The sequence below is a fragment of the Moraxella catarrhalis genome, from assembly GCF_001656295.1.
Lineage (GTDB): Bacteria > Pseudomonadota > Gammaproteobacteria > Pseudomonadales > Moraxellaceae > Moraxella > Moraxella veridica.
Genome location: NZ_LXHE01000002.1, coordinates 83,671 through 101,565, shown reverse-complemented (window position 1 = coordinate 101,565; position 17,895 = coordinate 83,671). Strand labels below are relative to the sequence as shown.

General features: G+C 45.5%; 20 protein-coding genes and 1 pseudogene. 5 read left to right on the top strand and 16 right to left on the bottom strand.

Annotated elements, in window-relative coordinates; genetic code table 11:
* Positions 1–6: 6 nt before the first annotated feature.
* Together AO382_RS00555 and AO382_RS00550 are read left to right on the top strand one after the other, a co-directional pair.
* Positions 7–1,218, top strand: a complete 1,212-nt coding sequence (locus AO382_RS00555; protein WP_064617263.1) for a GDSL-type esterase/lipase family protein — start codon at positions 7–9, stop codon at positions 1,216–1,218.
* Positions 1,219–1,280: 62 nt separating this feature from the next.
* Entirely contained in the window at positions 1,281–2,180 is a 900-nt protein-coding gene (locus AO382_RS00550) for a DMT family transporter (RefSeq protein ID WP_064617261.1), read from the top strand.
* 9 nt (positions 2,181–2,189) lie between these two features.
* Here AO382_RS00550 and AO382_RS00545 read toward each other — a convergent pair whose 3' ends face one another.
* Together AO382_RS00545 and AO382_RS00540 are read right to left on the bottom strand one after the other, a co-directional pair.
* Positions 2,190–2,906 carry a 16S rRNA (uracil(1498)-N(3))-methyltransferase gene (locus AO382_RS00545; protein ID WP_064617259.1) on the bottom strand — a complete coding sequence of 239 codons (717 nt, stop codon included), beginning with the start codon at positions 2,904–2,906 and terminating at the stop codon, positions 2,190–2,192.
* A gap of 179 nt (positions 2,907–3,085) precedes the next feature.
* A pseudogene (locus AO382_RS00540) lies at positions 3,086–3,415 on the bottom strand (acetyl-CoA C-acyltransferase); the annotation flags it as partial.
* Here AO382_RS00540 and AO382_RS00535 point away from each other — a divergent pair.
* Entirely contained in the window at positions 3,394–3,717 is a 324-nt protein-coding gene (locus AO382_RS00535; protein ID WP_081261317.1) for a LysR substrate-binding domain-containing protein, read from the top strand. The pseudogene AO382_RS00540 and the gene AO382_RS00535 sit on opposite strands and share 22 nt — an antisense overlap.
* Before the next feature lie 39 nt (positions 3,718–3,756).
* Here the strand turns inward: AO382_RS00535 and AO382_RS11180 are convergent, their stop codons facing one another.
* From AO382_RS11180 to pepN, 7 genes are all read right to left on the bottom strand, one after another.
* The gene (locus AO382_RS11180) at positions 3,757–4,449 is read right to left on the bottom strand and encodes a maleylacetate reductase (RefSeq protein ID WP_258865236.1); all 693 of its coding nucleotides are present in this window, start codon (positions 4,447–4,449) and stop codon (positions 3,757–3,759) included.
* Positions 4,446–4,823 (bottom strand): iron-containing alcohol dehydrogenase, encoded by a 378-nt coding sequence (locus AO382_RS11175; protein ID WP_258865237.1) that lies wholly within the window; start codon positions 4,821–4,823, stop codon positions 4,446–4,448. Before AO382_RS11175 ends, AO382_RS11180 begins: the two co-directional genes overlap by 4 nt.
* A 178-nt stretch (positions 4,824–5,001) precedes the next feature.
* Positions 5,002–5,187 (bottom strand): pirin-like C-terminal cupin domain-containing protein, encoded by a 186-nt coding sequence (locus tag AO382_RS11170; protein WP_258865276.1) that lies wholly within the window; start codon positions 5,185–5,187, stop codon positions 5,002–5,004.
* A gap of 45 nt (positions 5,188–5,232) precedes the next feature.
* Entirely contained in the window at positions 5,233–5,451 is a 219-nt protein-coding gene (locus AO382_RS11165; RefSeq protein WP_258865238.1) for a hypothetical protein, read from the bottom strand.
* Positions 5,448–5,903 carry a pirin family protein gene (locus AO382_RS11160; RefSeq protein WP_258865239.1) on the bottom strand — a complete coding sequence of 152 codons (456 nt, stop codon included), beginning with the start codon at positions 5,901–5,903 and terminating at the stop codon, positions 5,448–5,450. The genes AO382_RS11165 and AO382_RS11160 overlap by 4 nt, the downstream gene beginning before the upstream one ends.
* A gap of 175 nt (positions 5,904–6,078) precedes the next feature.
* Complete coding sequence (locus AO382_RS00520) at positions 6,079–7,392, bottom strand: 3-deoxy-D-manno-octulosonic acid transferase (protein ID WP_064617253.1); 1,314 nt, start codon at positions 7,390–7,392, stop codon at positions 6,079–6,081.
* Between the two features lie 137 nt (positions 7,393–7,529).
* Complete coding sequence (gene pepN / locus AO382_RS00515) at positions 7,530–10,112, bottom strand: aminopeptidase N (protein WP_064617251.1); 2,583 nt, start codon at positions 10,110–10,112, stop codon at positions 7,530–7,532.
* Between the two features lie 277 nt (positions 10,113–10,389).
* On the opposite strand from pepN, the gene pal reads away from it, so the two are divergent.
* Together pal and AO382_RS00505 are read left to right on the top strand one after the other, a co-directional pair.
* On the top strand, positions 10,390–10,905 hold the full coding sequence (gene pal / locus AO382_RS00510) for a peptidoglycan-associated lipoprotein Pal (RefSeq protein ID WP_064617249.1): 516 nt from the start codon (positions 10,390–10,392) through the stop codon (positions 10,903–10,905).
* A gap of 67 nt (positions 10,906–10,972) precedes the next feature.
* Entirely contained in the window at positions 10,973–11,551 is a 579-nt protein-coding gene (locus tag AO382_RS00505; protein WP_064617247.1) for a 4'-phosphopantetheinyl transferase superfamily protein, read from the top strand.
* 60 nt (positions 11,552–11,611) lie between these two features.
* Here the strand turns inward: AO382_RS00505 and AO382_RS00500 are convergent, their stop codons facing one another.
* From AO382_RS00500 to AO382_RS00470, 7 genes are all read right to left on the bottom strand, one after another.
* A complete protein-coding gene (locus tag AO382_RS00500) occupies positions 11,612–12,370 on the bottom strand; it encodes a hypothetical protein (RefSeq protein WP_064617245.1) in 759 nt (252 codons plus the stop codon).
* Between the two features lie 318 nt (positions 12,371–12,688).
* Complete coding sequence (locus AO382_RS00495; protein ID WP_064617244.1) at positions 12,689–13,492, bottom strand: hypothetical protein; 804 nt, start codon at positions 13,490–13,492, stop codon at positions 12,689–12,691.
* Positions 13,485–14,486, bottom strand: a complete 1,002-nt coding sequence (locus AO382_RS00490; protein WP_064617243.1) for a prepilin-type N-terminal cleavage/methylation domain-containing protein — start codon at positions 14,484–14,486, stop codon at positions 13,485–13,487. The genes AO382_RS00495 and AO382_RS00490 overlap by 8 nt, the downstream gene beginning before the upstream one ends.
* Entirely contained in the window at positions 14,483–15,040 is a 558-nt protein-coding gene (locus tag AO382_RS00485) for a prepilin-type N-terminal cleavage/methylation domain-containing protein (protein ID WP_064611602.1), read from the bottom strand. The genes AO382_RS00490 and AO382_RS00485 overlap by 4 nt, the downstream gene beginning before the upstream one ends.
* Entirely contained in the window at positions 15,037–15,864 is an 828-nt protein-coding gene (locus AO382_RS00480; protein WP_227513587.1) for a ComF family protein, read from the bottom strand. The genes AO382_RS00485 and AO382_RS00480 overlap by 4 nt, the downstream gene beginning before the upstream one ends.
* Before the next feature lie 29 nt (positions 15,865–15,893).
* Positions 15,894–17,267 carry a phospholipase A gene (locus AO382_RS00475; protein WP_064617240.1) on the bottom strand — a complete coding sequence of 458 codons (1,374 nt, stop codon included), beginning with the start codon at positions 17,265–17,267 and terminating at the stop codon, positions 15,894–15,896.
* A 146-nt stretch (positions 17,268–17,413) separates the two neighbouring features.
* Positions 17,414–17,845 carry a DUF3465 domain-containing protein gene (locus AO382_RS00470; RefSeq protein ID WP_064617885.1) on the bottom strand — a complete coding sequence of 144 codons (432 nt, stop codon included), beginning with the start codon at positions 17,843–17,845 and terminating at the stop codon, positions 17,414–17,416.
* Positions 17,846–17,895 lie beyond the last annotated feature (50 nt).

Below are 17,895 nucleotides of genomic sequence, written 5' to 3'. Positions count from 1 at the left end.
AAATTTATGAAACAATTTTTTGTGTTATCTGCGTTAGCCATGTCAATGAGTACATCGGCAAATTATTTAACCAATTATCAAGATCCAAATACCGATCGGCTCATTCAAGCTCTCAATAACAACCACATTCACATCATACAGCTAGGCGACTCACATACTGCAGGCGATAGTATGACCGAAGCACTGCGTAGTCAGTTACAAAGTCGCTATGGTAACGGTGGTATGGGCTGGGCGATGCCAATGTATTTTAGCGGTCAGCGTATGGCACGCTATGGCTATGACAATTATCAATGGACGCCCATCTCAAGTCGCCGCAATCAACATGAGGATTATACATTAGGCGGTTTAATCGCTAAGCCAAATTTTTCAGGCAGTACGCTGACTATTAAAGCAAAAAATCAAGAGCCTATTCAATCAATGACCGTCAGCATTCGCCAAAGTGCCACTGATGGCTTATTTAACATCAGTGATGCAGATGGCAATCATCTGATACTTGAAGCACCGATTAAGAATGATACTTGGCAAACCACAACTTTTGATGCCAAATTGCCTTTTACGCTCACCGCTGAAGGCAGCATGGCAAATACCGCCATTGGTGGCTGGTGGGGTAGGTCAAAACATGAACTTGGTGCTATTGTCTCATCGCTTGGTATCAATGGTGCAGAGCTGTCACATTGGAGCCGCTGGAATCAAAACGCATGGCAACAAGAGTTGGCAACCATAGCACCTGAGCTAATCATACTTGCCTATGGCACAAATGAAGCTTATAACAACCTTAGTGCCGAACGCATCGCTACCGTATTAGATGAGCGTATTGAGCAAATTCGCCACGCATCGCCACACTCAGCAATTATGATTGTCTCGTCACCTGAGGTACTAAAAAATACAGCAGGCAGCTGCGGGGTACGCCCACAAACTTTAAGTGCCATTCAAGAAGCACAGCGTCAAACTGCCCAAAATAAACACACGCTTTTTTGGGATTGGCAATCAGCCATGGGTGGCAGCTGCTCAATGAAGCAGTGGATGAAAAGTGCCAAAGCTGCCAAAGATGGGGTACATTTTACACATTCAGGCTATGGGCAGCTAGGCACTTTGATGGCAGAAGATATTATCTCATTGGCATTGACGACCTCGAAGCCAAACCAAATCAATACGCCCCTGACGCAGCCTGTGAGCACGCCATCGGTTTCGACGACGCGCATTGTTTATCAACAATAATTTTTCCCATTTATCATAGCAAGGGGTGCTGATCTCTTGCTATTTATTTATCATAAGGCTCTATGAACCACACCCACTCCACCCGCACCGATCAGCTGATTGGCGCTTTACAAGTCATCCTTGCAGGCATCTGCTGGGGCACTTTGGGCATCATTGCCTCAAAATTGGCTGATTTGGGCTTTGACAGCTTTTCGATTACCATTTTACGCATCGTTACCGCAGGCGTGATAGTACTTGTACTCATACCCAAACTTCTGCCTGAGCTTAAAGGCTTAACCTTCAAAGCATCCTTTGGGTTGATCATGCAGTCGCTCATTGGCGTGCTTGGGATGACTTTGTGCTATTTTTATGCAGTCAACCACGTGGGCGTGAGCATGGCAGTGGCGCTATTGTATACCGCACCTGTGTTTAGCTTGATATTGGCACGGGTGATTTTGGGTGAGCGTATCTCAGCGACTTCTGCCCTGCTGGCGATCGTCGCGGTCATCGGCGTGGGGTGTTTGATGGCAGGGGCGGATTCTTTTAGCTTTAACAGTGGCGTACTCATTGGTCTGTTGTCGGGTGTGTGCTATGCTTTGTATGGCATACTTGGTAAAAAGGCAATGTCTAAAAACCACTCGTCATATTTGGTGTTTTTTAGCTCGGTTACAGTCAGTGCCGCCACGCTGCTGATCTTACCGACGACATACCAAACTTATGGCGCGCTTTTTGAATTACCAGTGCAGGCTTGGGCATTTGCACTGGGCTTGGGATTGATTGGTACGATTGTTCCGTTTTTTTTGTACATGAGTACGTTGCAAAAGCTGCCTGCCAGTACAGCGTCAGTTTTCACGATTGTTGAGCCTTTAACAGCCATTGCACTTGCGGTATTTTTGTTACATCAGCCTTTAACCATCATGCAAATGGTCGGTACATTACTCATCGTAACCGCCACCGCAGCCAACGCACTGATCAAGCGCTAGGAAGATGGATTAAGGCAGCCACCTACCCAATAAAGCATTGACCGCCGCCTCTGTGCGTAAAATTCGATCGCCCAAACTGGCTGCCTGCACACCCACACTGCTCAAAAGCTCAATTTCATAAGGAATAAATCCGCCTTCAGCGCCCACCACCAAAACCTGTGGTAAGCGCTGTTGGATCAATTGACCAAAGCGATCTTTGGCATACGGATGCGCCACGATTGCACTACCATCACCGATAAGGCTTGGCAAATCATCTTGCACAAACGGCTTAAATCGTTTGGCAAGTGTGATCTTAGGCGGCATGGTATCTACGCCCTGCTGCAGCCCTTCGAGCATAAACTCATCAAGGCGAGACAGTAGCGGCGAGCTCCAGTAGGATTTGTCCGTGCGGTAGCTATTGATAAGCACAATGTGATCCACGCCCATCGCTGTCATATCCATGATGAGCCGCCTGAGCACTTTTGGGCGCGGCAGTGCCAAAATGAGCGTAAGATTCAGCTTATTTGGCGGCGACGCGGTGAGCGTGATATCGGACAGGATGGCATGACGGTGACTAAGCTCAATCACTTTACCCTGACCGATACGATCGCCAAGCTTTCCCAGTTTTAGCACATCGCCTGTTTGTGCTTTAAGCACCGATTGCAGATGGCGAATGACTGCTTGATCCTCAATCACTGCCATACGATCGGTGATAAAATTTGCGTCATCCAATAAGATAATATTCATAATCAGCGAAAAATGCCCTAAAAATGATCAGTATTATATCAAAGATGGGTATCAAGCTTGAGATGAATATTTCTAGCTGCTTATTTTATAAGCTGTTATAGGCGTCAAGGCAAATCACCTTTTTAAGCCTATAATCACTCTAAACAGACTTTGCAGACGAAAGCTTATTTTGTCAGACCTCAAACCCGCTCAATCAACAACACAATCCCCTGACCCACACCAATGCACATACTGCACAAAGCATAGCGCCCTTTTTGTTCTTCCAAGGCATTTAGGGCAGTTGTCACAAGCCTTGCCCCTGATGCACCCAAAGGATGTCCTAAGGCGATCGCACCGCCATTGGGATTGACTCTTGGATCATCATCGGCAAGTCCCAGCTCACGAGTACACGCCAAAGCTTGGGCAGCAAAGGCTTCATTTAGCTCAATGACATCGATTTGATCCAGCGTCATGCCAGTTTGCTTAAGCAGTTTTTGGATGGCAGGCACTGGGGCAAACCCACACAAACGGACAAACCGCCTATTTTAAGTGTCAGCCTCTGCTTGAAAGCAATGATGGGCAAATCATTCGCTCAGCCGCGCTAAATGATGCAGGAATTTTGGTGCAGCCAATGTATGTCACCTATCAAGACATCGTGGCAGGCAGACTTATTCCTGTATTATCACAGTGGCGACTCCCTGAGCTGACCATTAACATAGCTTTTCAAACCCGCCATTATATGCCCATCAAAAACCGTTTATTCATTGATTTTTTGGTAGATCATTTTACCAAGCAAGGCTATGAAAAACTGTGGAATGCGTCATTTGAATAACAACTAAAAAACCTGATATAGCATCAGGTTTTTTAGTTGTTATTCAGGTCGAGTGCCGTGATAGGCGTGAGTAATAATCTGGATAATATTATCTTTAAAGGGTCGCGGATTCCAATAAGGATTTTGCATGGCGATATCAGCAGCTTTTTGAATATCCTCTTGGGTGAAATCAAGTGACTGAAGCTTGGTCTCAAATCCTAATCTCACCTCCAAATCAAACAACGCTTGCCCTGCAGAAACATCGCTTACGCCCAATGCACGAGTGATGATTTTTGTCACCTCAGGGCGCGCCACTTCATTATAGGCGATCGCATGCGGTAAAATAATGGTATGTGTGGGCGCATGCGGCAAATTAAAACTACCACCCAAAGTATGACAAAGCTTATGATGCAGCGCCATGCCCACATTACCAAGCACCGTACCGCACAGCCACGCGCCATACAGATATTGGCTGCGCGCCTGCTCATCTTGGTCGTCTTCTTTGAGCTTTATCATACCTTGAGCCAAGGCGTGAATACCCTCTTCAGCAAGTAGCGTCATAATAGGGTTGCCATCTTGGGCATATAACCCTTCAGCGGCATGGGCGATGGCGTTCATACCGCTGGTTAAAGAAATCTCAAGCGGCAAGCTTAAGCTCAGACTTGGGTCATAAATCACCGTTTTGGGGAGCACGCGCATATCTTTGCCAGTTTTTTTGATGCCATTTTCAGTGATGCCATAAATTGGCGTCATCTCAGAACCTGCATAGGTGTTGGAATGGCAATGATTGGTAGGGAATGTTTTAAGGCAATCGCCTTACCCAAGCCGATGGTCGAACCGCCACCAATCGCCACCGCGCAATCGGCACCGAATTCCTTAGCCAAATCGCTGGCAGCATTCGCTGTTTGGATGGGCACATGCATGACCGCTTGATCAAAAATCGCCACCGCACGATCTTTTAAAATATCCTGTACTTGCTTGGCTTGCCTCACCTGCTCAGGCGTGCACAAAATCAAAGCTTTAGTGCAGCCCAATTTCTCGATTTCATCGGCAAGCTTTTGAATGGCGCCCACGCCAAACACCACACGATTTGGCTGATATTGATAAACAAAACTTCCTAACTGCATTATTTTCTCCTGAATATTTACTTTTGATATCTTAGCCTATCGAAGTTTATGCCATTAATAAACCCCAAAAATAGAAATTATTTATTGCATCATTGAAATAATATTAGAAAAAAACCCAATTTTATTACCCACTCAATCAAAAACCCAGCAAATTTTGCTGGGTTTGATAGTCATTTAATTATTCTTTAAAGCTGTCTGGTAAAGGTGGTGACGGCAAACGATGCATCCCACCTGCGACATCACCAAAGCACTCATGCCCATTATTCCAATCTTCAATAGACTTTTCGATGCCTGCTTTGCTTTTATCCACAAAGTTCCACCAAAGCAAAGTCTTATGCGGCAATGGCTCACCACCCAACAACATCACATGCGTGCCAGCTTTGACAGTGATTTGTACGCGCTGAGCATCTTAGCTTGTCTCAAAGCGCATCAGCTCATCTTGTACAAAAGTCTCACCCTCGTGGATCACTTCACCGTTGATGATCAAAATGCCATATTCCATGCCTGCCTCAAAAGACAGATTGGCAGTGCCATATTCATCAAAGATCACATCCAAGCCCACAAGCTTAGAGTACTGTAAGGTCGGCGCTGTGTAAGTCTCGCCATCGGTATAGCTGCCTGTGGTCAAGGCATAACGAATGCCTTGCGATTGTCAAGTCGGCAAGTCAGGATAGTGATGAAAACTTGGCTGAATCTGTTTATCCATCGGCAGCGCAATCCAAAGCTGCACTGCATGAAAGCGATTGTCTTCATCCACCACACTTTGCTCAGTGTGGCTGATGCCCGTCTCAGGACCTGTTCCGTCATCAGGTTGACTTGCCCTTTACGGATAATTTGGTCATAGCCCAAGCTGTCACGGTGTCTGATCTCGCCATGCAGCATCCATGTGAAGGTCTGTAAATTGGTGTGCGGATGGCGTCCCACCTGCATACCTGGCTCGCCTGCCTCAATTTCTGCAGGACCAATATGATCCAAAAAACACCATGCGCCAATTGGCTGCTTGTCTCTATTAGGCAAAAGACGCGCAATAGGCATACCGCCCACTTCCGCAGTTCTGGCAGTCAGTTTTTTAGCACTCATCATCTTCTCCAGTTTGATTTTATCTTTGATTATTATAAGATAAAAAAGTGGTTAAATTATCATATCCAAAAATGCAAAAGTGACTTGCTAAAATGTTAACAAACGCCATTCATCCGTGGTGGTAACACAGCCCTCACATAAAACATTAAGAGCAGTTTTTGTTCACAATCCTACTTCAGGCGTGGATGATGCTTAGCACAAAGTTCAGCTGATCTTCCAAAACGCGCTGTTTTTGTTTCACCAATAACGCGCCTTGCTCAGCCGTCCAATGATATAAATAACCCTGCATCAGCCCTTCAAACAACTGATCCGCCACATTCGGCTCATCAGGCAGCTGCGCTAGCGCGCCGACTTTTTTGAGTGCTTTGACAAGATCTTTACAGTTATCATCATGCGCGCCCATGATGACAGGTGTCGCAAGACTGGCAGGTTCAATGGGGTTATGCCCACCGATCGGCACAAATGAGCCACCAACCACCGCAATCTGAGCGACTTGATACCAAGCAAGCAGCTCGCCCATGGTGTCAGCAAGATAAATTTGGGTCTTTTGTGTGATGGACTCATCCACTGAGCGGCGCGCAGTCACAAAGCCGCCTTGTAAGCACATTTGATAGACAGCCTCAAATCGCTCGGGATGTCTTGGCACAAGTATGAGTAGCGCATCGGGCGATTTTTGTAAAAACTTTTTATGGGCACTTAGTGCAACGCCCTCTTCACCATCATGCGTGCTTGCCATCACCCAAACCTGTTTTTTGTGCGCTTCGTGAATCTGAGCCTTTAGGGCTTGAGCAGCGGTGAGCTGTGCTTCACTGAGCGCACTGACACTTGCCCATTTGAGCGAATCGCTTTGGACGATGTCAGTTTTACCAAGCTGCTTAAATCGCTGCACCGACTCGGCATCTTGAGCGATAATGCCATCAAGATTTGCCATCATGGTTTGGCTGACTTTGGCGATTTTGGCATATCCTTGATAGGATTTTTGGGTCAGGCGAGCATTAACCATCATGGTCTTGATGCCCCGTTTGCGGCAAGCATATAAAGTATTTGCCCAAAGCTCAGTCTCAATAAACATCACTGCGATTGGCTTGACATGATCCAAAAATGCATCAATCACCTGAGGTCTATCCACAGGCACAAAACTGTGCGCCACGCGTCCTGATCGGATTTGCCCATCAAATAATCTGGCGGCGCGCTCAAACCCCGTCTGTGTGGTGCTCGTCACCCACAGTCCATAGCCTTGATCCAATAGCCTGCTTAGTAAAGGATAAGCGGTATTAAGCTCACCCAATGAAACAGCATGACACCATATCACACTGAGCGCCCCAGACGGTAGCGGCTGATACTGCTTGGCAAAACGCTCATTGAGCTCTCGCTCAAGCGTTGGCTTGTGTTTGGATTTTTTGATGACCATTTGCCGATAAATGGGCGCAAGTATGGCAGTGGTCAGGCGATAATATAACGGCGGTCGAACAGCGGGGGCATTAGACATGGTAATAAGTGGTTTTATGAATAAAACAAGATTGTAACATTTTTGGTAGGATTGATAGAAGATTTATCCCCATCAATCATGATAAAAATAATAAAAACGGGCAGGCCATCGCCTGCCCGAATTTGCAGTCCTGACACTTAAGATGCCGTTTGCATATTTTCCAAAAACTCAAGCACGTTTTTGGAAGTCGCCTTAGCGGACAGCTTGGTCAGCTTTTGTTTTGCCATGGCTTTATGATCAGGTGTCAGCGTGTACCAGCGCGCCAGTGCGGACAACAGACGGGCTGCCAGCAGTGGATTGGTGCTATCTAAGCGCTCAACCGCTGATAAGTACAAGTCCAGCCCTTCAGCCGTCCACAGCTGCACAGGCTTGGCAGCCAAAGCACCCAGCGTGGTTCGTACACGATTTGGCGTATTCCAGTCATAGTCTTTACGCTGCATCAGAGCGGCGATGTGTTCGACACTGGTATGATCTGACATGGCTTGTGCACTAAACCAAGCATCAATCACCAAATCCTCATGGCTAAATTTCTCATAAAAATCATGAACATAATTGTCTTTTTGATCCAAATTATGATTGATCATCGCCGTCAAAGCACCCAATCGCTCACTCATACAAGACGCCTGCTCATATTGCTGATAAGCATCATCTTTGGCGTCATCGTCATTTGCCGTCAGGCGCAAATCTAATAAAACATTGCGTAGCAGACGGCGTCCGCGCGCATCTGGCGTATCTTCATAAGCCTGCATTGGCAGTCTGTGATACCAGCGCTTGGCATCTGCCGACAATCCATTAGCGATAAGCTGATACAGCTCATCCCGACGAGCCTTCACAAAGGCAGGATCATAATTTTCATCATACGCCATGGCAAGCTCTTTTTGGCTTGGCAAATCAAATAGACGCGCTGCCAACATTGGATCGCTATCAATCAGTGCATCAACCGCTTTTTCGATCACATCGATGATCAAATCAGCCTCTTTGGATGTGCCAAATAGCCAGCGGTTCACCAGTGTCTGAAGTGCTTGCCAGCGATTAAAACCTTCGGTCTCAAACGCGACCAAGCGCGCCAAATCCTCATCGGTATAATCAAAATCGCTCTTAACGGGTGCCGAAAAATTACGCAATATCGATACCACAGGATGTGCGCCGTCAGACAGCTCAATCCCATCAAACTCAAATACATCACTGTCTTTGGTCAATAGCAGCATTTGACTTGCCAACATCTCACCTGTCGCGCTATCAAAAATCGCTGTATCCACGGGAATGGGTAGTGCAATCGGAGCATCATAATTGGGTACATGGCGGGTTTTTTGAGCCAACTTCACACTCACCTTATCGCCTTGAACATGATAACTGCCTGATACCACTGGCGTACCTGGCTGACGATACCAAGGCAAAAAATCCATGACGCGTGCATCTGCCACCGACAAAGCCGACAAAAAATCTTCAACCGTCACCGCTTGCCCATCATAGCGCGCAAAATACTCATCCGAGCCTTGACGAAACTTCTCTTTACCCAAGAAATTGGCAATCATACGCACAATTTCTGCGCCTTTTTCATAGATGGTCATCGTATAAAAGTTATTAATCTCAACAAAGCTCTCGGGACGAATAGGATGCGCCAGCGAGCCTGCATCTTCGGCAAACTGTGCCGAGCGAAGTAGCGAGACATCTTCGATACGCTGAACGGCTTTTGAGCGAAAATCTCCTGAAAAACTTTGATCGCGAAATACCGTAAAGCCTTCTTTGAGACACAGCTGAAACCAGTCGCGGCAAGTAATGCGATTACCCGTCCAATTATGAAAATATTCGTGTGCAATCACCGATTTGACATGAAAACTGCGCTCATCGGTAGTAGTCTCAGGGCTTGATAACACGCAGCTGGTATTAAAAATGTTCAAGCCCTTATTTTCCATCGCACCCATATTAAACTGACCTGTCGCCACGATCATATAGCGATCTAAGTCATAAGCACGCCCATAATTGTCTTCATCCCATTTCATCGCATCTTTGAGCGCTTGCATGCCCACATGGCATTTATCAATGTCTTGGGCGTCGGCATAAATCTCAAGCAAAACCTCACGCCCCTCCATCGTCGTGTAGCTGTCTTGCATCACTTCTAGGTTTGCGATCACCGCGGCAAAAAGATAACTGGGCTTTTTAGTGGGATCGTGCCAAATGGTATAATGGCGATCTTCATCCACCTCACCTGATTCGATCAAATTACCATTGGCAAGCAGCGTCCCAAAACGCTTCGGCGCCTCCAGACGAGTCGTGTATTCTGTCAGCACATCGGGACGATCTGGGAAAAAGGTAATTTTGCGAAACCCTTCTGGCTCACATTGTGTCACAAACATCAGCTCATCGCCTGTGCCTGCTTGATACAACCCTTCAAGCGTTGTATTGGTTTGCGGCGAGATTTGAACCCAAGTTTCTATCAAGGCAGAATCGGGCGTCTCCAAAATCGTCAAGCCCTCCTCATCCATTTGATAATCTTCTGCTGATAGTTCACGCCCATTTAAGCAGATACTTTTAAGCATCAAATCCCGCCCAAACAGCTCGAGCTTGCCTGCGTGCGCCCTTGTCATATGAAGACGCGCCCCAACGATGGCATGATCGTCAAATAGGCGAATATCCAAGTCCACTTTGTCCACGGCATAGCTTGGCGGTGTGTAGTCTTTAAGATAAATTTTTTGAGAAGTTTGGGTTTTGTTTGTCATATCAATTCACTTTGGTATTTTAACAATTAAAGATTCTATCGAAAATTCCACCATGTTAACAAAATTTTGCGCATTCGGCAATTTTTACCAAGTGATTCATCCGTGATTCATTCTGGAGAGTGAGCCTAGCGATTTTTCAAGGATTTTTATTAAAAATCTCTTGTAAAAGCGTGATAAATTTGTCATTATATTCCCATCTGTGAAAGATTATTACTTGATAATCACTCATTTGACCTTATTTAATTATAACAGTTATAATAAATTGCAAGGTGTCCTTATGTCACATCTTAAAGTATCACTGATCGCTACTGCACTGTCTGCACTTGCCATCACCACAGGCTGCGCCAGTAAATCAACTGGCAATGTCGTAGTCGCTCCCAATGCACCAACAGGCTATACAGGTCCTGTCTATACGACAGCAGCACCTTTGGTCGATAATTCAGAAGCGATCAAGGCTGTAGCGGCAAACTTGCCAAGTCTCGTGCATTTTGATTTTGATTCAGATGAAATTAAGCCACAAGCTGCCGCTATCTTGGATGAGCAGGTTAAATTCTTGAGTGCCAACCAAGCCGCGCGCGTCTTGGTGGCAGGTCACACCGATGAGCGTGGCAGCCGTGAGTATAATATGTCGCTCGGTGAGCGCCGTGCTGCTGCGGTACACAGTTATTTACTTGCTAAAGGCGTCAGTCAAGCTAATGTAGAGATTGTGAGTTTCGGTGAAGAGCGCCCTATGGCTACAGGTTCTAACGAAGAAGCCTGGTCTCAAAATCGCCGCGCCGAATTGTCTTATTAATCCTAGCCAATCCAACAAGCTCAAATCAGCCTAAGCCTGTTTTGAGCTTTTTATTTTTCTAATTGCTATGCCCAAGCTTCACACCATCATATTTTTACAGCCTGCGCCGCAAGTGATTATCGCATCTGCACAAATGGCGCAAAAAAGCAGTAATCGAGCTCAGCAAAAAAGCGCTCAGTCCGCCTGCGTGCGTTTACTGTTACAAATAGCCATGCAGCGCTTTGGCATCGTAGGCGAATTTTATGACCACGCATATCCTTATCACATCCAATCAAGTGATAGGCGTTACTTTGTTAGCTTTAGTCATTCAAAGAATCGAGTTGGATTGATTATCAGCTTATCGCTTTGCGCCATTGACATAGAAATCAAGGATATTAAGCAAGATATAGCTGAGCGATATTTCCACCCCAATGAAATTAAGATACTTTCTAACTTAAGCTGCACTGGCAAGCAGAAGCTCATCAATTTTTTTTGGCGAGTAAAAGAGTGCCGAATTAAGCTGTTTCAAGATCAGCTATATACTGGAATGGGTGCAGATATGACACCCTATCTTATTGGCATGCAGCTTGATTCAATCAGTCTAACCAAAACCAGTGCTCATTATTTATACAATCACCCCGATCTAAAGCTAACGGCATTATTTTAATTGGCAAATAAAAAAGGCAATGCCTAAGCACTGCCTTTTTTTATTAAGCCTAAGCTTAAATTAGAAGCGGTAAGTAACACCAACTTTAGCGATTGGGAACCAGTTGGCATATTTTTTATCTTCGATGTCACGCTCTGCTTGTTTTGCAATTTTAGTGACAGTTTCCGAAGTTATACCATTAATAGGAGTTGCTGAATTAATTGGATTTTTTGCTTCAATTGTAGCATCTACTTTGCCCAAATAGGCAGCACCAACTTCACCAAATACACCCCAGTTACTGTGTAGATTTGGGCGGAAACCCAGTGTCAAATAAGGTGCTAGTTTGTTACGATGCTCAAGCTTACCAGTCAACTGACCTACATCGCTTTGTTTGTAGTCTTTACCATCAACACGGAAAACGCCATCGGTTGTGTTATTTGAGCGGACTTTGATGTCATTCTTAGGCACGATGATACCTGTCCCAACAGTGAACCAGTTGGCAGCAGGACGCACTTGAGCACCTAAGTATGGGTTAGAAAAATCAGTTTCAAGCTGATAGTTAACGCCATTGGCATTAAAGTTATCATTGATGGATTTTGCGATATTGCCACCAGCCCAACCTGCTTGTAGCTCAACCGTGTCATTCACAGCCCAGCCAATGTTAGCACCATAACCTAAAGTACCAACCTCAGCACTCACAGCTGCAGGGCGTACCAAAGTACTAAAGATAGTACGAGTGCCGTCAACAACAGTCGCACCAGTATTGGTCACAACATTTGCCATTGCAGAAGTTGATAGTAGAACTGCAGCAGAAACCACAGATAATTTAACAGCTTTCATAGCTTTCTCCTAAAATCGATACACCAATCTCTCAAAAGGCATATCTCGTTATTGATGGTTACATTTTAATACGATTATTCGTTGAATGTCACCCCTATTTTTATGGTATTTCTATGCCTTTATGTAACTAAACAAGTAAGAAATGTATTACCTATCTATTACCTGATAGAAATGCGTTAGCATTGTTACAATATTTTACAATTACAACAACACTAACGAATCCACAAAAAATCTCGGCTATTTTATCACAGCTGAATAAAAATTTCAGCGATAGCGATAATTTTTTGTGAACCATCAGTTCTTTTTATTCTGCGTGATTTATTCACGCATAGAGCGGATATCATAGATTCGCAAAGGCGTGATCGTCAAAGCAGCGACCGTTTCAGAAGCTGGGTCAGAGTTTAGGGTATTTTGACGCTCAATCAGCCATTCAGCAACGCTGATTTTATGAATGACCCCATGCTCACTTAGACAAGCTGCGATGCGCGCTTGATATAGCGGCTCTTCACATTGAGCGATGCCTTCTGAATTTTGGGCGGCAATGGCGTATAGCCGCAAATGAAAAATTTCATGGTCAGCCACATTCTGATCTGTCGATTCGTGATCAGAATTCTGAAGATCGGAAGTTGATTGTTGTGGCGGTGTATTTTGGGGCAGTTTATGCAAATAATGGTTTGTGCCAATAGGCTCTATATAAGCCGCTTGCCAAAATAGCAATGGTGCGGCGTGATGGCACTGTAGCGGCGGATCATCAAGTGTGCTGACGGTGAACGTCTGCCAGTCATCACAACTTTGGGCTGTATAAATTTTGGTCAAATCATTATTGGCAGCTAATGAGGCAAGCCATGTCTCAGCCTGAGCCATCTGTACAAGACGCTCAGGTGGTAATTGCCACAGGTTCATGGTCGTTTGATCAGCTGTTATCAAAAGCTTGGATTGATTTTGATGATAAAGCACACTTCGCACATCTACAGAATTTTGGCTCATCATGAGTGCCGTGAGACCACTTATTAACAGCAATATCACCAAAACAGCCAACAATACAAAGCCTGATTGACGCTTGCCATACGCGCTTATTGGAAATGCTTTTAGAGTGCTAAACTGATTGACAGAGTTATTCATGGATGATTCTGCCGCTTTGACTTGTCTTTGGATGATTTTGAAGAACATTGACAAAATTTACAGTCATCACGTGCAGTCTTCTTGGCAAGCCATCATCAGGCGGTGAGATCACGTCATCAAAAATTAAAAAGTCTTGGGTCTTAATTGTATTCGGTGCAGGCGAGCTGCGACTTAGTATGGCAAGCTGCACACCGACAATCGGATAACCATACCAGCGCGCTTGATAGTCTTCGATCGTCATGCTGCGTCTAAGCGTCCCGTCATCCACGATTAGCCGCACCCAAAACCCTTCAATATCCGAAAGTATCACATCTCCCTTACCAAGTCCGCGAACGTGATGAGGTTTATCGGTGCCAAATCGTTTGTTGACTTGAGTATCAATGATAGCGGTAATATAGGGCGCACTGATACCCCGTCGATCTCGGGTACTGTCGCGCACGATATCGTCAGTAATGTAGCGCCCCGCATCACACCGTAGAGACAGCGAGCCATCCGCTTCTGTTTCAACGAAATATCTTTCGATGACAACTTGACCATCTACCATAGACATGTTTCCGTTTTTTAGGCGCGCTCGTCGTGGACCAAGAACCACATCCCCTTCACAGTCCCACATATCAGCAGGCGCAATATAGCGTATGGTAAGCTGGTCGGAGGATTTGGCATAATGACTTGGCAAGCCCCCTGTTTGGGAAAGCCGGCGATTAAGATTGATGCTTTGACTGGTGGTGATACCTGTCAGCTCATCCCTATTTACAAGCACAGCTGGCGAATCAATCATGCCGATGCCTGTCAGTCTAAGCTGCTCGGTAATCGCTGCGATGCCCAAAGTTTCACGATCTATAAACTGTGCAATGCTATAGGTTTGGGCGCTATTTTTTGCTGATAATGCATAAAGACTCACCGCCATCAAGATAATGAGTGAACCCAAACCCAAGGCAACCACTAACTCCATCAATGTCATGCCTTGCTGATTTTTGGTCAATATCACTCTCATAAACCATCCATGATGGCGCAGCTTGATGAACTTGTCTTTAAGCCAAATCCATCAGTGGGACAAGTTTTGATTTGCTCAAAAGCTTGAGCACCCCATCCTGCAACCCAGCAATGACCTGATTGACACTCAGTGACCGACAGTATGATATGTGCTCGTGCAGCAATCTGTGCTGACTGTATCGCCAAAGCTTGAGCCTGCCCATCCAAATCGCATCCCATATCACAGCCAGTTGAGATGGCGTGAGCTGCCATTTGATAGTTGGCAATGGCTGATTCTGATTGGCTTTGTGCTGTTTGAGCGATCCTTTGGAGTGTTTGAATATAAGCCTGCTTTTGGTCAGGCGTCAATGATCGAAGTGCATGGTAATCATTTACCATCAGCTGCACTGCCTGCAAGCGAAGATCGGCATCCTTAGTCTGAATAAGTAGCCGCCCTTGTACCGTAATTAATCCAAGCGCCACCACCGATAACAATAAAAGCGAAACCAATACTTCTATTAGCCCAAAACCGCTTTCATAAGCAGTCATCAAGGGGGCGCGTTTTTTTCTATTCATGCGCGATCAAGACCAAAGTCAGCCGATCCGTGCGCCACACAAATCCCTATCATACGCACGGTTTTTCGCCGATTCATCAATAGCTTTGCAACGGCTGCCATGGTGGATCCTGTGGTGACCACATCATCAAACAAAATGATTTGACGAGTAGGGATTTGTTGACATAAATAAAAATCGGTCTGGATATTAGTCAGGCGCTCATCTCGGCTTAAGCCGCGCTGATGACGCCTGCCATCATGACGAGCAACCCCTTGCCAAATTGGCAGTTGCCAACGCCAAGCCAAAAATTTTGCCAATATCAGCACTGGATTAAAACCGCGATGGCGTATGCGATCAGAAGTCGTCGGAATGGGCAAAATCACTGTATTGCCAGCGTGGCAATGCTCAGGCTTGGGTAGTCCAGCCAGTAAAGAATACAAACCTAGCAGTGATCTGGCATCTTCTTTATCCTTAAAATAATTCATCAAAAGATTTACTGGATATTGATAATAACTCGCAGGATATGTGCGCAAAAATCGCTGCTGACTGTCAGGTGTCTTGATAATATTCAGGTTTTGATATGCGGCATTGGCGTGATTGAGTGGGATTTTTATCGCAGGAATTTGGCGAGGCATGCCACTTTGGCAATGCTCACATATAAAATTCATTTTCACTCTTTTGTAGTCAGGACACACAAGCCCACACAGACAGCAGCGGCGATGCACCCAAAATAGCCAAATCGCCGCCTGATGATGCACCCAAAGCGGCTGATGAAACACAGGCTTAGGCAGGACGCCATGATCGAACGCCTGCTCAAGTTTATGATTTGAAGATGAGTTTATCAAGCCATGTTCCGCATCAGTTTGGGACTGATTTATAAGCCCATCCAGTCATTGAGCATAAGTCCAATACCAAAGCTGGTCGTTTCGTGATTATAATCAATGAAAGACTGCCCATAGCCTTGGAATATTTGAAAATAGCCACTAATTCCTTTACCCAAAGGATGTACATAGTCTAACTGCAGCGCACCTTTACCAGTTTTTGGATTATAGCGCGCTGTTCCTGAGATGTTGCTTTTATTTTCTAATTGATACAAAAAACGCACATCGCCATAGCCATAATAATCCAAGACATCAGGGTTGTCATCTGGCTGGAGGTGGTTACCTTCTTTTAAGATTCGAGCCCACAGGCGTGGCATGACAGTCAGATTACCCCACTCCATGCCTGCCATCAGATAAGCGCGATTCCACGACCGAGAAAGATTTTCGCTCTCACCATTTGAATGATGGACAGCGCCAGTACCGATCATGCGCAGTTTACCGCCCCATGGTAAGTTTGAATACACAGGCTGTGTCAAGAAGATCTCAGGCTGATAATCATGCACACGAAATGGGCGAGAATTATCTTCGTTATAAATCTGCCAATGCGACTGCTGAGTGTAACCAAACCACAAGTCTGTCTCCGTGCCCCACAAATCTTCGGCTGCCTTTACCTTAACAGAGACTTGGAATTTTAATTCAGGTGCACGAAACTCGTTGAGGGTATAATGTTTTGGCTCAAAGTTTGGCGTGCTTGGGCTGCGATTAGGCTTACCATTCATGAATAAAGGCAGTACATACATGGGGTTGTGTGGGCGTGATGACCAAAGCGGTGTATTGTTACGATCTAGGTCAAATGACAAGCTCAAAGGCGTGAACTGCTTTGCCACGCGCTCAAGCTGCTTGGTGTCTTCTTCGGTCAATAAGCCCTGCTCATCGCCTGTCAATATCACAGGATCAGAGGTTTCGGTATAAACAATCTGAGGATTACCCTTGAGGGTTTGCCATAGTGTTTCACCCAGCTTAATAGGGCGCTTTGTTTCGATTACCGTGGGATTTTCACCGCGCGCCAATGTATCATAGCATGCCAAACGCATGGCATCTTGGGTCAGCTCCGCGCAGTTCATCAGCATGGTTCTGTCGTCTAAAGCTGCTTTATAAAATCTTTGCTCATCGGCAGCAGATGGCACTGCCTGCGGCGCATCAAAAGCAGGCTCAGCCTTCGTGATGATGGCTGTCACCACAGGTGCCGATTGTGGCTCAAGCGCTATGGGGCTACTATTGTTAGCTTGAGTATCTGTTGTCACAGCGTCATCTTGTATCTCTTCAACAAAGGCAACAGGATTAGGTACTGCGTGGGCATTTTGAGTGCACATCAAGCTCAAACAAGCCAAGACAGATGCAGATAGGGTAGAAAGTGAAATTTTCATGAACTTACTCTAAATAACTCATCGCACCAATCAAAATGAGTGATTTTGGTGATGGGTTTTAAACTCGGCTATCATAGCACAGTCTAAAATCCAAACAAAGATAAAAAATTTCAGTCAAGCGCAAATATGACTCATCAGTGCGCAAGCTACTGATACTTTTGAGCATGATGGACGATATATCCATCTTGGTGGCGACCAGCAGGATCATGGTGTGTCCAATGCACGACGCCACCTTGCTCGGTATATTCATATTCACCATAAAAATCCACCCAATCCCCTTGATTAAGGGCATCAACGCGTGGTGCCAAATCAATATTATGAGCGATTAATACAGTATGGGGGTATCCTTGTAAATCGACAATGAATTTTTGATGACGGCTGCCTTTGAGATCATCTTTTAATATTGCCCGCACCCTACCACAGCCTTTGACTTGTACATCAGAACGTCTTTTTTCAAAACTTTGGGAAATCAGCTCATTATGACACGGCAAGGCTTTTGGGTGTTCAAGCTGCCCATGAGCGATACCATGATCTTGTTCATGGGCGACCTCGTCGGGAGGCTGACACCCAATGAACATGATAGCAGCAGCGATAATGCCACTGCAGATTAAGGTTTGTTTGATAAGTT

Bases quoted from the DNA above. Each gene is read 5' to 3' on its own strand.
- AO382_RS00555 (WP_064617263.1), top strand. From the start codon at position 7: ATGAAACAATTTTTTGTGTTATCTGCGTTAGCCATGTCAATGAGTACA.
- AO382_RS00550 (WP_064617261.1), top strand. From the start codon at position 1,281: ATGAACCACACCCACTCCACCCGCACCGATCAGCTGATTGGCGCTTTA.
- AO382_RS00545 (WP_064617259.1), bottom strand. From the start codon at position 2,906: ATGAATATTATCTTATTGGATGACGCAAATTTTATCACCGATCGTATG.
- AO382_RS11180 (WP_258865236.1), bottom strand. From the start codon at position 4,449: ATGACGCCAATTTATGGCATCACTGAAAATGGCATCAAAAAAACTGGC.
- AO382_RS11175 (WP_258865237.1), bottom strand. From the start codon at position 4,823: ATGCAGTTAGGAAGTTTTGTTTATCAATATCAGCCAAATCGTGTGGTG.
- AO382_RS11170 (WP_258865276.1), bottom strand. From the start codon at position 5,187: ATGTTGTTGGGTGGTGAGCCATTGCCGCATAAGACTTTGCTTTGGTGG.
- AO382_RS11160 (WP_258865239.1), bottom strand. From the start codon at position 5,903: ATGAGTGCTAAAAAACTGACTGCCAGAACTGCGGAAGTGGGCGGTATG.
- AO382_RS00520 (WP_064617253.1), bottom strand. From the start codon at position 7,392: ATGTCTAATGCCCCCGCTGTTCGACCGCCGTTATATTATCGCCTGACC.
- pepN (WP_064617251.1), bottom strand. From the start codon at position 10,112: ATGACAAACAAAACCCAAACTTCTCAAAAAATTTATCTTAAAGACTAC.
- pal (WP_064617249.1), top strand. From the start codon at position 10,390: ATGTCACATCTTAAAGTATCACTGATCGCTACTGCACTGTCTGCACTT.
- AO382_RS00505 (WP_064617247.1), top strand. From the start codon at position 10,973: ATGCCCAAGCTTCACACCATCATATTTTTACAGCCTGCGCCGCAAGTG.
- AO382_RS00500 (WP_064617245.1), bottom strand. From the start codon at position 12,370: ATGAAAGCTGTTAAATTATCTGTGGTTTCTGCTGCAGTTCTACTATCA.
- AO382_RS00495 (WP_064617244.1), bottom strand. From the start codon at position 13,492: ATGAATAACTCTGTCAATCAGTTTAGCACTCTAAAAGCATTTCCAATA.
- AO382_RS00490 (WP_064617243.1), bottom strand. From the start codon at position 14,486: ATGAGAGTGATATTGACCAAAAATCAGCAAGGCATGACATTGATGGAG.
- AO382_RS00485 (WP_064611602.1), bottom strand. From the start codon at position 15,040: ATGAATAGAAAAAAACGCGCCCCCTTGATGACTGCTTATGAAAGCGGT.
- AO382_RS00475 (WP_064617240.1), bottom strand. From the start codon at position 17,267: ATGAAAATTTCACTTTCTACCCTATCTGCATCTGTCTTGGCTTGTTTG.
- AO382_RS00470 (WP_064617885.1), bottom strand. From the start codon at position 17,845: ATGTTCATTGGGTGTCAGCCTCCCGACGAGGTCGCCCATGAACAAGAT.